Source organism: Hymenobacter sp. YIM 151858-1 (assembly GCF_025979705.1).
Classification (GTDB): domain Bacteria; phylum Bacteroidota; class Bacteroidia; order Cytophagales; family Hymenobacteraceae; genus Solirubrum.
Map to the genome: position 1 here is coordinate 2,124,943 of NZ_CP110136.1, position 12,793 is coordinate 2,137,735.

The 12,793-nt window shown below is 61.6% G+C and carries 10 protein-coding genes; 7 read left to right on the forward strand and 3 right to left on the reverse strand.

Annotated elements, in window-relative coordinates; all coding sequences use genetic code 11:
• Positions 1 to 84: 84 nt before the first annotated feature.
• The 6 genes from OIS50_RS09450 to OIS50_RS09475 all read left to right on the forward strand — a co-directional run bounded on the left by OIS50_RS09450 (position 85) and on the right by OIS50_RS09475 (position 5,970).
• Positions 85 to 1,605 carry a sodium:solute symporter gene (locus OIS50_RS09450; RefSeq protein ID WP_264694215.1) on the forward strand — a complete coding sequence of 507 codons (1,521 nt, stop codon included), beginning with the start codon at positions 85 to 87 and terminating at the stop codon, positions 1,603 to 1,605.
• A 165-nt stretch (positions 1,606 to 1,770) separates the two neighbouring features.
• A complete protein-coding gene (locus OIS50_RS09455; RefSeq protein ID WP_264694216.1) occupies positions 1,771 to 2,250 on the forward strand; it encodes an energy transducer TonB in 480 nt (159 codons plus the stop codon).
• Positions 2,251 to 2,308: 58 nt separating this feature from the next.
• Entirely contained in the window at positions 2,309 to 4,159 is a 1,851-nt protein-coding gene (locus OIS50_RS09460; RefSeq protein WP_264694218.1) for an ABC transporter ATP-binding protein, read from the forward strand.
• Between the two features lie 56 nt (positions 4,160 to 4,215).
• The gene (locus OIS50_RS09465; protein WP_264694221.1) at positions 4,216 to 4,719 is read left to right on the forward strand and encodes a hypothetical protein; all 504 of its coding nucleotides are present in this window, start codon (positions 4,216 to 4,218) and stop codon (positions 4,717 to 4,719) included.
• A 21-nt stretch (positions 4,720 to 4,740) separates the two neighbouring features.
• Entirely contained in the window at positions 4,741 to 4,989 is a 249-nt protein-coding gene (locus tag OIS50_RS09470; RefSeq protein ID WP_264694223.1) for a hypothetical protein, read from the forward strand.
• Between the two features lie 96 nt (positions 4,990 to 5,085).
• A complete protein-coding gene (locus OIS50_RS09475; RefSeq protein ID WP_264694225.1) occupies positions 5,086 to 5,970 on the forward strand; it encodes a DUF2911 domain-containing protein in 885 nt (294 codons plus the stop codon).
• 279 nt (positions 5,971 to 6,249) lie between these two features.
• On the opposite strand, the gene OIS50_RS09480 is transcribed toward OIS50_RS09475, so the two are convergent.
• The 3 genes from OIS50_RS09480 to OIS50_RS09490 all read right to left on the reverse strand — a co-directional run bounded on the left by OIS50_RS09480 (position 6,250) and on the right by OIS50_RS09490 (position 10,916).
• Positions 6,250 to 7,974 carry a sodium:solute symporter family protein gene (locus OIS50_RS09480; protein WP_264694227.1) on the reverse strand — a complete coding sequence of 575 codons (1,725 nt, stop codon included), beginning with the start codon at positions 7,972 to 7,974 and terminating at the stop codon, positions 6,250 to 6,252.
• On the reverse strand, positions 7,971 to 8,111 hold the full coding sequence (locus OIS50_RS09485; protein WP_264694229.1) for a hypothetical protein: 141 nt from the start codon (positions 8,109 to 8,111) through the stop codon (positions 7,971 to 7,973). Before OIS50_RS09485 ends, OIS50_RS09480 begins: the two co-directional genes overlap by 4 nt.
• Positions 8,112 to 8,270: 159 nt before the next feature.
• Positions 8,271 to 10,916 (reverse strand): PIG-L family deacetylase, encoded by a 2,646-nt coding sequence (locus OIS50_RS09490; RefSeq protein WP_264694231.1) that lies wholly within the window; start codon positions 10,914 to 10,916, stop codon positions 8,271 to 8,273.
• A gap of 156 nt (positions 10,917 to 11,072) precedes the next feature.
• Between OIS50_RS09490 and OIS50_RS09495 the strand changes: the two genes are divergently transcribed.
• Positions 11,073 to 12,746, forward strand: coding sequence for a S8 family serine peptidase (locus OIS50_RS09495; RefSeq protein ID WP_264694233.1), 1,674 nt, complete (start codon positions 11,073 to 11,075; stop codon positions 12,744 to 12,746).
• The last annotated feature ends 47 nt before the right edge of the window (positions 12,747 to 12,793 follow it).

Below are 12,793 nucleotides of genomic sequence, written 5' to 3' on the forward strand. Positions count from 1 at the left end.
GCCGGGGCTTTTGTTTGGGCCTGCGCCCGGGGCACCGGGCACACATGCGCGGGAGCGTTATCTTTACACCCTATTTCCCCGCCTATGTCGCCCTCCCTCGTCCTGAGTTTGATTGCCGGCTATTTCGTCGTGCTCATCATCATTGCCTTGCTTACCTCGCGCAAGGCAACCAGCGCCTCGTTCTTCGTGGCCAACCGCAACGCGCCGTGGTACATGGTGGCGTTTGCCATGATCGGCACCTCCTTGTCGGGCGTCACGTTCGTGTCGGTGCCGGGGCAAGTGCTTACGGGCCAGTGGAGCTACATGGGCATGGTGCTGGGCTACGTAGCCGGTTACGCCGTAATTGCCACGGTGCTGCTGCCGCTGTACTACCGCCTCAACCTCATCAGTATTTACACCTACCTGGAGCAGCGCTTCGGGTTTTGGAGCTACAAAACCGGGGCGTTTTTCTTTCTGCTTTCCAGGGCCATTGGGGCGGCGTTTCGCTTGTTTCTGGTGGCGGGCGTGCTGCAGGTAATTGTATTCGAGCAAATGGGCGTGCCCTTCGCGGTTACCGTTACCGTCAGCATTCTGCTGATTTACCTCTACACCTTCCGCGGCGGCCTCAAAACCATTCTCTGGACCGATACCTTCCAGACCCTGGCCATGCTGCTGTGCGTAATCGTCAGCATTGGTCTGATCGGCAACGAGCTCAACCTGGGGTGGGCCGGCCTGGTGCAAACCGTGCGCGAGTCGCCGCTGTCCGAAACGTTCTTCTTCGCCGATGCCAACGACAAGAAGTACTTCTGGAAGCTGTTCGCGGCCGGCATGTTCATCACCATCACCATGACGGGCCTCGATCAGGACCTGATGCAGAAGAACCTGAGCTGCCGCAACTTGCGCGACGCCCAGAAAAACATGTTCTGGTTTACGCTCACGCTGGTATTCGTCAACCTGCTGTTCCTCTCCCTGGGTGTGCTGCTGTATAAGTTCGCCGAGGTGAAGGGCATTGCCCTTGATCAGATACCCAGCCTGCTCAACCTCAAGGGCAAGCTCGATACCGACAAGGTATTTCCGTACCTGGCTACCACGCACTTCTCGCTGTTTGCGGGCGTGGTGTTCGTGCTGGGCATCATCGCCGTAACCTACGCCTCGGCCGATTCGGCCCTCACGGCGCTTACCACTTCCTTCTGCGTCGACTTCCTCAACATCAGCCGCTACTCCGAGGCGCAGCAAAAAACCATGCGCCAGGCTACGCACTTGGCCTTTACGGTGGTGCTGATCGTGATTATCCTGGTTTTCCGGGCCCTCAACGACCAAAACGTAGTATCGGCCGTGTTCGATGCGGCGGGCTACACCTACGGGCCGTTGCTGGGCCTCTACGCCTTCGGGCTGTACACCCGGCGCCGGCCGCAGGATATCTGGGTGCCCGTGGTGTGCGTGCTGTCGCCCATCGTTACGTGGGTGCTGGTGAAGAACTCCGCTGCCTGGTTTGGCGGCTACGAAATGGGCTTCGAGAAACTGATTTACAACGGGCTGCTCACGTTCGTGGGCCTGTGGCTGATTTCGCGCAAAGCCCAGGTTGAAGAGGCAGTGAACCCCATAGCCCGCGAATTGGTTAGCTAGGGCGTACCTTTGCGCCCGCAGCGCGAATCGGAGGTCGACGCAGTCAGGCTCCCGTTTCGCGTATTGCTGCATCGGTATCGTGTCATTGCGTTATCGTTCAGCCATACGCGAAGCGGGAGCTTGCCTTTGCCAGCCCTGCGGTTCGCGCTACATTTTGCCTTGCCCGTGAAATATTACCTACTCGTCGTCTTCTCGCTGCTCGCTTGCGCCGCTTCGGCGCAAACCGCCCCAGCCGCCCCAGCCAACCAGCCTACGGTGTTGCGCCCGGGCCACATGCAGGCGCAAGCGCGCCCGGCGGCCAACCGCCCCGATGTGGCGCCGCAGTTTCCGGGTGGGCAAAAGGCCCTAGGTCAGTTTGTGCAAGAGCAAGTGCAGTACCCCGAGGCCGCGCGCAGCAGGCAGCTTAGCGGCAACGTGCTCACAACCTTTGTGGTAGCCGCCGATGGCAAAGTAACCCAGCCCAAAGTGGTGCAAGGCCTCTCGCCCGAGTGCGACGCCGAAGCCCTGCGGGTGCTTGGCCTGATGCCGGCCTGGAAACCCGCCACCCGCAAAGGCCAACCCGTAGCCGTGCAGGTGCAGGTGCCCATTCCGTTCGGCAACCCCGCAACGCTGCAGGTAGAGAAGAATAAAGTAAAGTTTGAATAGAGACGTCTGGAATGCGGAGGCCGCCGAAGCGCGGTAGCCTTGCCCCGACTGAATACATATGGCAGCCAGAAGCGGATTGAATACGAGCGGTACAGTAGGTGCCGAAGTACCCAAAGTCAAGCTTACCAAAGAGAACTTCAAGCGCGGCATGCGGATTTTCCGCTTTGTGCTGCCTTACAAGGCCCCGTTTATCGCGGGCCTGCTGCTGCTGTTGCTCAGCAGCGTATCCACCATGGTAATGCCCAAAATGCTGGGCTACCTCGTCAACATCGCCAATCACCAAACCGATACGCTGCCAGCTTTTTTGCCCAAAACCATTACCGGCATTGCGCTGGTGCTGTTTGGGGTGGTGCTGCTGCAGGGCGTGTTCTCGTTTTTCCGGATCTTCTTTTTCGCCCGGGTTAGCGAGTTTTCGGTGCGCGACATCCGGCGCACGCTCTACCAGAAGCTCGTTACGCTGCCCATTCCGTTTTTTGAGCAGCGCCGGGTAGGCGAAATCACCTCCCGCCTGACCTCGGACGTAGCCAACATCCAGGACACGTTTACCCTCACGCTGGCCGAATTTGCCCGCCAAATCCTGACGCTGCTCGCGGGCGTGGCTTTTATCATGTGGGAGTCGTGGCGGCTTTCGTTGTTTATGCTGGCCACGTTTCCGCCGTTGGTGCTGCTGGCGTTTTTGTTCGGGCGCAGCATCCGTAAACTCTCGAAGCAAACCCAGGATGAGCTGGCCAAAACCAACGTCATCGTGGAAGAAACGATGCAGGGCATCAACTCGGTGAAAGCCTTTACGAGCGAGCAGCACGAGGTGAGTCGCTACGGCGCCGGCCTCAACCGCACCGTGCAGGCTGCCCTGAAAGCCAGCGTATTCCGCGGCGGCTTTGTGTCGTTTATCATCGTGGCCATTTTTGGCGGCATCTTTCTGGTGCTGTGGCGCGGCGCTACCTACGTGGAGCTGCCCGCCTCCGATCCGCGCCACCTGCCCATGGGCGACCTGGTATCGTTTATTCTCTACACCATGTTCATCGGGGCCTCGGTGGCGGGCCTAGGTGAAATGTACGGTAAGATTCAAAGCAGCCTCGGCGCATCGGAGCGCATTCTGGAAATCCTGGATGAGCAGTCGGAGCCGGTGCACGCGGCTAGGCCGGCCGGCGCGGCCCCCGTACAGCTGCGCGGCGACATCGAGTACGCCAACGTGCAGTTCCGCTACCCCACCCGCCCCGATCTGGCCGTGCTCAAGGACATCAGCTTCAGCATTGAGGCTGGCGAGAAGGTAGCCCTGGTGGGCCCCTCAGGCTCGGGCAAAAGCACCATCGTGCAGCTGCTAATGCACTTCTACCAGCTTAGCGGCGGCCACATTCGCATCGATGGCCACGAGCTGGAGCAGATTGATTTGACGGATTTGCGCCGCAACATTGGCATCGTGCCGCAGGAGACGCTGCTGTTCGGCGGCACCATCCGCGAAAACATCCTCTACGGCCGCCCCGATGCCCCCGAAGCCGACGTGGTGGATGCAGCCCGCCGGGCCAACGCCTGGCAGTTCATCCAGTCGTTCCCCGAAGGCCTCGAAACCGTGGTGGGCGAGCGGGGCATCAAGCTCTCGGGTGGCCAGCGCCAGCGCATTGCCATTGCCCGCGCCATCCTGAAAAACCCGGCCATTCTGCTGCTCGACGAAGCCACCTCGGCCCTCGACTCGGAAAGCGAGAAGCTGGTGCAGCAGGCCATGGACGAGCTGATGCAGAACCGCACCAGCATCATCATCGCGCACCGCCTCAGCACCATCCGCAAGGTTGATAAGATTCTGGTTATCGACGGCGGCCGCATCGTGGAGCAAGGCTCGCACGAGGAGCTAAGCGAAAACGAGAACGGCCTGTACGCCAACCTGCTGAAGCTGCAGTTCGAGCTTACCTAGGCCCGACGATTGGTTATCATCAGCCCAAATCGGCTGCCTGTGGCTAACTTGGCCGCATGCAGCCGATTGTTGTTTCCGGAGTACGGGTACCATTTGCCGATTACCGCCGGCTTTACTTCTCGCTTACCTACCGCTCGATGATGTATTTCGCGGTGCCACTGGTCATCGTGGTAGGCATCATCATTGCCCTGGCCAACGTGCGCTACCTCGCCACGCCGTGGTTCTACGGGCCGCCGCTGGTGCTGGTGCTGGCCTTGGTTGCGGCCGGGCTGGTGTACTACCTAGGGCAAATCCGGAAAAGCTACGAGGCCTCGGGCCTGGCCTACGACGCGCTTGATTACACCTTCGACGCGAAGCGCCTGACCGTAACCGGCCGCCAAAGCGACGCGCTCGACGTACGCTGGGACACCATCACCGAAGCCCAGCGCCGCCGCAACTGGCTTATGCTCACTACTACTGCCCCGGCCACGCACCTCATCGACCTAGGGCGCGTGCAACCGCCCGCCACCGAGGCCGCCCTGCTGCAGCTGCTGGCCGATAAAGGCGTTGTATTGAAGTAACTCCGGCTGGCACCCACGGCTATGCAAACCCGCGTTACGGCTACCTTCAACGAAAACTACCTCGATGCCGACACCGTGCGCCGCCTGTTTTACGAGTGCCTCGATGCCGATGCGCGCGTAAGCCGCGGCCGCAACCTCGGGCGCACGGCGGTGTCGTTTGTGGTGTACGGCTACCGCACCGAACAGTCGTTGTTCCGGTTTTGCCGCCTGCTGCACCACCACGACCCGTTTGCGCGCCTCTTGGTGGATGGCCGGCCGTACGCGGCCTGAAACCACCTAGGCCAAAACCGTTAGCAAAAAGCCCGCGCCGCATCGGCCGAAAAGCGTACTTTTACCGCAGTTAATCAACCCTCTCTACCCGTTCCTATGTTGCTAAAGAACCGGACTTCGCTACTGGCCGGCACTGCCCTGGCAGGCGCAATCCTTTTCTCGGCTCCGGCCGCCCAAGCCCAGCTCAGCACCCCCGCCGCCAGCCCCAAAAGCACCGTGCAGCAGCGCGTGGGCCTCACCGACGTAACCATCACCTACGCCCGGCCCAGCGCCAAAGGCCGTACCGTATTCGGCTCGCTGGTGCCCTTCGGCCGCCGCTGGCGCACGGGTGCCAACCAAACCACCACCATCAAGTTTTCCGACGAGGTGACAGTGGAAGGCAAAAAGGTGCCGGCCGGTGAGTACGGCATCTACACCATCCCGAACAAAGCGGAGTGGCTGGTGGTGCTGAACAAGGACACCAAGCGCGGCGCCGACGTGGAGAACTTCAAGGACGACCAGGACGTGGCCCGCTTCTCCGTAAAGCCCTACAAACTGCCCTCGAAGGTCGAAACCTTCACCATCAACTTCACCGACCTCACCCCCGCCACCGCTAACGTGGATCTGCAGTGGGAGCTGACGGGCGCTAAGTTTAAAATCACTTCCGATGTGGACCCCAAGGTAATGGCCCAGATCGACGAGAAAGTGGTGAAAAACGCCAGCCCCAGCGCCAACGACCTGGCCGCGGCCGCCGTGTACTACTACGACAACAACAAGGATCAGAAGCAGGCCCTGGAGTGGATTCAGAAGGCCAACGCCAACGAGCCGAAGTTCTGGAACGTGCACACCGAAGCCAAAATCCGCATGAAAATGAAGGATTACAAAGGTGCCGTTACCGCCGCCGAGCAGTCGAAGAAGCTAGCCCTCGACGCCAAAAACGCCGACTACGTGAAGATGAACGAAGACCTGATTGTGGAAGCCAAGAAAGTTGGCAAGCTGTAATCGGTAGCTTCGCTGAAGCATTTACACCACGGCCCGGTTGCCTAAGGCAGCCGGGCCGTGGTGCATTTATGTAGCGCGGAAATCCGTTCCGCGACGCGCCAAGGGCGCGTATGTGGTGCTGCGCGGTTCCGGATACGCGCGCTACACCGGGGCGGCGGCGGAGGCGCTAGCCGCAGCCGCCGCAATCGTTGCTGACATCCGCGCCGCCGTGGCTCACCCTCTCCCCATGTCGCGCATGGAGCGAGGTAGGGGGCCGGGGGGTGAGGCAACGTGAGGCCCCTAGGTCGCCATGCTCGGCTGCGCGTCCGGCACCGCCTGAGGCAGCAGCTTCTGCAGCAGTGCCGCCAGCAGCATCACCGCAAAACAGCCCAGGATATTGTACCACAAATAGGCAATATCCGTCAGCCAGAAAGCCAATACTGTTGCCACTTGCGTAACCACAGCCGCCCAAAACACCGCCCGGCCGTGTACGTGCTTCTGGAAAAACGCCACCGCGAAAATGCCCAGAATGGTGCCGTAGAACAACGAGCCCAGGATGTTGACGGCCTGAATCAGGTTTTCCATACGGCTGGCAAACAGCGCAAACCCCACGCCCAGCGTGCCCCAACCCACCGTGGCCCAGCGCGACACCCGCACTAGGTGCGCCTCGGTGCAGTGCTGCCGGCGCGTGAAAGGCCGATACAAATCGATGAGCGTGGTGGAACCCAGGGAGTTGAGGCCACCGGCGGCACTGCTCATGGCCGCGCTCAGCACCACGGCTACCAGCAAGCCCACCAAACCCTTCGGCAGGTAGCGCAGCACAAACGAAATGAACACGTAATCGGTGTCCTTGCTGTCGGCGGCCGGCGCGGCTTGCTTTACCAGTACCTCCCACGATTTCCGCAACCCACCGGCGGCGGCCTGCGTGGTTTGCAACCGTTGCTGAGCGGCCACCTGCAGCTGGGCATCGTTGCTTTGGCGGGCGGCAACCAGGGCTGTAGCGGCCTCTTGCTGCGCCCCCTGCACCGCGGCGTACTGGCTTTCGAGCTGGCGTGCCTGAGCCGATACTGCCGGGTTGCTCATCACCTTCTCGTACACCGGCCGGTTAAAGGTGAGCGGCGCCGGCTGAAACAAGTAAAACACGAACAGCAGCACCCCAATCAGCAAAATACCGAACTGCATGGGCACCTTAATCAGCCCGTTCATCAGCAGACCTAGGCGGCTTTGCGTAATGCTCTGGCCCGAGAGGTAGCGCTGCACCTGGCTTTGGTCGGTGCCGAAGTACGACAGGGCCAGAAACAGGCCGCCCGTCATGCCCGTCCAGAAGTTGTAGCGGTTCTGCCAGTCGAAATTGAAATCGACGAGGTTGAGCTTGCCCATGCGGCCGGCCACGTGCATGGCATCGGCAAAGCCCACTTGCGGCGGCAGGTAATGCACCAGCAAATAGCCCGCAATGGCCATTCCGCTGAAGATTACCGCTACCTGCCCCTGTTGCGTTACCGTAACGGCCCGGGTGCCCCCGCTCACGGTATAGCCGATGATGGCGGCTCCTAGGAGGCACACCGTAACGGTGGTATTCCAGCCCAGAATAGCCGACAGCACCAGGGCCGGCGCATACAGCGAAAGGCCGTTGCTAAGCCCCCGTTGCAGCAAAAACAGCCCCGCCGCCAAGGTGCGCGTGCGCCGGTCGAAGCGGCGTTGCAGGTACTCGTAGGCCGTGTACACGCGCAGCCGGTGGTAAATGGGCACCGCCACAATGGCAATGAGCACCATGGCCACCGGCAGCCCGAAGTAGAACTGAATAAACCGCATGCCATCGGCAAAGGCTTGCCCCGGCGTGCTCAGGAAGGTAATGGCCGAGGCCTGTGTGGCAATGATGCTGAGGCCCACGCCCCACCAGCGCGTTTGCCGCCCGCCCAGCAGGTAGCCATCGAGCGAGGCGCCGGCCGTGCGGGTGCGCCAGGTGCCGTAGCCGATAATAAACGCCAGGGTGCCCGTGAGCACCAGCCAATCGAGCGCACTCACGTTGCAAACCAGCGGCTAAGCCACACAAACACCGCAATTTCGGCGGCCAATGCTCCTAACACCAGCCAGTACCACGCCCGCCACGAGGGCAGCAAGGGCGGCTTGTTATCGGAGTGCGAATGAGCGGAATGCGGCATGGGTGGAAACGGGGAATGCTACGAAGAACGGTAAAAAGTGGCGCTGAGTGGCACTCGGCGCGGTCGGCGAAGCTGACCATGCTGTGCTACGCCTTGCAAGCCCGAACGGCGCGGTTCCGGATTGGCGCCTGCGGCGCCAACGCCGAGTATCACCCAGCGCTACTTCTTGCCCAGTTCAATCATGTTGGTAAACAAGCGGTAGGCGCCGGGCACGCCGGCCGGCAACTCGCGGAAGAAAGACAGCCCCGTGTAGATGTAGTGTCCCTTGCCGTACTCGGCCACCAAAATGGCGCTTTCCTTGGCCGATTCGCCGGGGTCGTGGCTGCTGATGATGGTTTGGTATTTGGCATCCCAGGAGCTGGGGTAGTACAAACCCTGCTCCTGCACCCAGCCCTGAAAGTCGCGCTCGGTAATCTTGTTCGGGGCGTTGAGCAATGGGTGCTCGGGCTTCAGAAACTTCACCGGGGCGCTTTCCACCGTTACCCGGTCGTTGCTCAGCTTCATTGGATACGGGCCAATTTCGGACAGAACGGTGCCGCGGTTCACGGTGTACTGCACCACCAGGTTGCCGCCTTTCTCCACGTAGTCGAGCAGCACGGGCTGCAGGTAGCGCAGGCGCTCCACGGTGTTGTAGGCCCGCACGCCCAGCACCACCGCATCGAAGCGGCGCAGGCTCTGGGCAGAAATATCCTCGGGCTTGAGCAGCGTTACCGAGTAGCCAATCTGGCGCAGGGCATCGGGCACTTCGTCGCCGGCGCCCATGAGGTAGCCAATGTGGTTGGCCTTGCGCTTCAGGTCGAGCTTCACAAGCGGTGCCACGGCTTCGGGGAAGAGCGTTTGGGCCGGAATGTGGGTGTAGTTGATGTTCTGGATGCCGCGCGCGTATTGCTGCCCATCCACGGTAGCAACGGCGCGTAGCTGCCCGGCACTTTCCTGGTTGGCCCCTTTGTCGGCACTAGGCTGCACCTGAAACTCCACCGTGCGCTCCTCGTCCTTGTTTTTCAGCTCGAACGGAATACTGGCGGGCTCCACCTTCCAGCCGGCCGGCACCTGCAGGGCAACTGTGCCTTTGGCATCAGCACGGCCGGCTTTTAGCGTTACCGGCACCGTTTTGGGCTGGTTTTCGGCGAACACATAGGCATGGCCGCTGAGGTTTACGGCTACGGGCGGCACCACCGTGAGCGGCCGGTACAGCTCGCCATACACGGGGTCGGTGCGCTTGAATTGAATGGGTACGTGAAGCGGAGCCAGGGCATCATTTTGCAAGAGCACCGCTAGCTCAGCCACCGGCGGATTTTCTGCAAGTCCCGTTAGCGTAATACCCGGAACCAATTCTTTTCCTGTGGCTACGCGCTTTTTTCGCTTTTCTGTGTACAACTCTGGGAAAGGAAGCACAGAAAGGGGCGGGTAAACCGTGTAACCTTGCCGACCCAGCGGGTACTGTTTTGGCACGCGGTACATTCCTAGGCTGGCAGCCTCGCGCAACCAATAGGGCTGTGTATTGGCAACAAACGGATGAATTTTGCCGCGCAAGGGCAAGCGGAGACTCTTACCTGCCTTTACTTCAATTGCTTCGCTCAGCGTAGTGTCCGCATCAAGCGCGTACATAGGGAGCAGCGCCGCAACTTTTATCGGCTGATCAGAGCGGTTGGTTACCTCCAACGTCAGCCGCAGCGGTTGGCCGGCTACCACGGTGGCTTCGGCGGCGGTGAGTTCTGCGTACAGTCCTTGGCACGCTTGCAGCAGCTGTTGGGTTTCAGCCCACTTCTCCTGTTGCCAAAAGCCTGCTTCCGCCGAAAGAAGTTGTTGCAAGGCCTCGCGCACTTTCAACAGGCCCGCCACCGAGGCCTCCGGTTTGCTTGGGTCGTACTTCTCAATGACCTCGTCAATCAGTTTCTGCACCGCCGCCCCGCCCTTCACCCGGTTCCAGGTCATGTCCACGCCCTCGAGCGGGTCTTTGCTGACCTTTTCCCCTTTCATCTGCTGCAGGTACTCAATGGCTTCGCCGCGGGTGGCGCTGGCGCCCATGCCCTGGCTTTGGTGCTGCGAACGGCTGCGGGCGGCGATTTCGCCGTAGCTCTGGCCCAGGAGCGCGTTGTACCCACCGGCATCCACCTTCAGGTAGCCGCTCATGTCCTCGCCGGGCTTCACGAAAAACGAGCCGGTGTTCCAGAACAGGCGTTTGGGTTGCCAGGGCTGCACGTACTGCAGCTGCTCCGGAAAGCGCTTCGGGTCGCCGGCGGCGTCGAAGGCTTCGAGGGCGAGCATGGCCGAGGCGGTGTGGTGGCCGTGGCCGGCGCGGGCGTCGGGCGGAAAGCGGGTGATGAGCACATCGGGGCGGCGCTGCCGGATTACCCACACCATATCGGCGAGTACCTGCTCTTTGTCCCAGATGGTGAAGGTTTCTTCGGCGGTTTTGCTGAAGCCGAAGTCGTTGGCGCGCGAGAAAAACTGCCGGCCGCCGTCGATGCGCCGGGCGGCCAGCAGCTCCTGCGTCCGGATTACACCTAGGGCTTCGCGCAGCTCGGGGCCGATGAGGTTCTGGCCGCCGTCGCCGCGGGTGCAGCTGAAGTAGCCGGTTTCCAGGAGGCGCCCGTTGGCGAGGTAGGCAATCATGCGGGTGTTCTCGTCGTCGGGGTGGGCGGCGATGTAGAGCACCGAGCCCAGCACGTTGAGCTTTTTCAGGCCCAGCAGGATTTCCGACGACGAATACGTTTTGGGCGCCTGGGCCTGGGCCGCAAGGAAGAAGGAAGAATGAAGAACGAGGAGGGCCGGCAGCGCGGCGCGGAGGCGAGCGAGGAGCATTCGGGAAAGCGAATGGAACGAGGGGCGTAAAGGTATTGGTTTAAGTAGGCGGGATAAAAACCCGGCTTTGCCGCAACGGTTGCGGCCCGGCTGCCGTCGGTGGCATAACTTACCGCGCATTTGGGGATGCCCTCCCCTGTTCAACCCGATTTTTGCATGAGCTTATTCCCTCGTCCTTGGTTATCGGCCCTAGGTCTGGCGCTGCTGGTTCAGCCCGCCACCTCGTTTGCCCAAAGCGCGCCGCCTGCTGCTAAGCCGGCAGCCGCTGCGCAGCAATGGACGCACCTCGACCCCAAAGCCGACCGCGTAATGGGCATCAGCACCGCACGCACCTACGCCGAGCTGCTAAAAAACCGCCAACCTACGCCCGTGGTGGTGGCCGTAATTGACGCCGGCATCGACACCACCCACGAGGACCTGAAGCGCGTGCTGTGGCGCAACACCAAGGAAATTGTGGGCAACGGCAAAGACGACGACCAGAACGGCTACGTCGACGACGTGTACGGCTGGAATTTTCTGGGGGGCAAAGACGGCCGCAACGTGGACGTGGACACCTACGAGGAAACCCGCCTGCTGGCCAGGCTGCAGCCGCTGTACGAGGGCAAGGCGCGCACCAGCCTGCCCAAGGCCAAACAAGCCGAGTACGACCTGTACCTGCGCGTGAAAAAGGACTACGAGAAAAAGCTGAAGGAAGACACCGAGCAGTACCAGGAGCTGGGCCCGCTGGCCGAGCAGCTCGATGGCATTACCGGCCAGCTAAAGCAGGTATTGGGCGTGGAGCGCCTCGATACGGCCGTGCTGCGCCGCCCGCCCACCAAGGAGGCCGGCGTGCTGCAGATTACCTCGCAGCTCCACAGCAGCCTGATTCAGTCGGGCGCGCCCGATATGGAATCGGTGGTGGTGCAGATGCGCGAGGCCTCGGCCGAAGCCAAAAAGCGCGTGGAGTACTCGCTGAACCTGAAGTTTAACCCCCGCGCCGACATTGTGCAGGACAACGAGGAGAACCTGCAGGAACGCGGCTACGGCAACCCCGATGTAATGGGCCCCGACCCCACGCACGGCACCCACGTATCGGGCATCATCGCCGCCGACCGCCAAAACAACCTAGGAATTTTGGGCGTGGCCGATGCCCCGGTGCGCATCATGACGCTGCGGGCCGTGCCCAACGGCGACGAGCACGACAAGGACGTGGCCCACGCCATCCGCTACGCCGTCGACAACGGGGCGCAGATCATCAACATGAGCTTCGGCAAGTACTACTCGCCGCAGCGCCCAGCCGTCGACGAGGCCATTAAGTACGCCGGCCAGAAAGGCGTGCTGCTGGTACACGCCGCCGGCAACGAGTCGAACAACATCGACGTGGTAACGCACTTCCCCTCGCCGGTAGCCAAGGATGGCAAAACCGCCCACCCCAACCTGCTGACGGTGGGCGCCTCGGCCAACAAAAACAACGATAAGCTGGTGGCCGATTTCAGCAACTACGGCAAGCGCGTGGATGTATTCGCCCCGGGCGTAAACATTTACTCCACCTTGCCCGGCAGCAAATACGGCAACGAAAGCGGCACCAGCATGGCGGCCCCCACGGCCGCGGGCGTGGCGGCCGTGCTGAAGGCGTACTACCCGCAGCTCACGGCTACCGACCTCAAGCGCATCATCATGCAATCGGCCGAGCCGGTGCACACCAAGGTGCAAAAGCCCGGCGACAAAAAGAGCGTCGATTTCGCGCAGCTCTCGAGCACGGGCGGCGTCATCAACCTGTACCGGGCCGTGCAGCTGGCCGGCCAGCAGGGCGCCAAAGCCGCGGCTACGCCGGGCACCTCGGGCCGCTAGGCACCCAAAGCACCTAGGCGCAACTTACCGCCAACGGGCAACGGCAA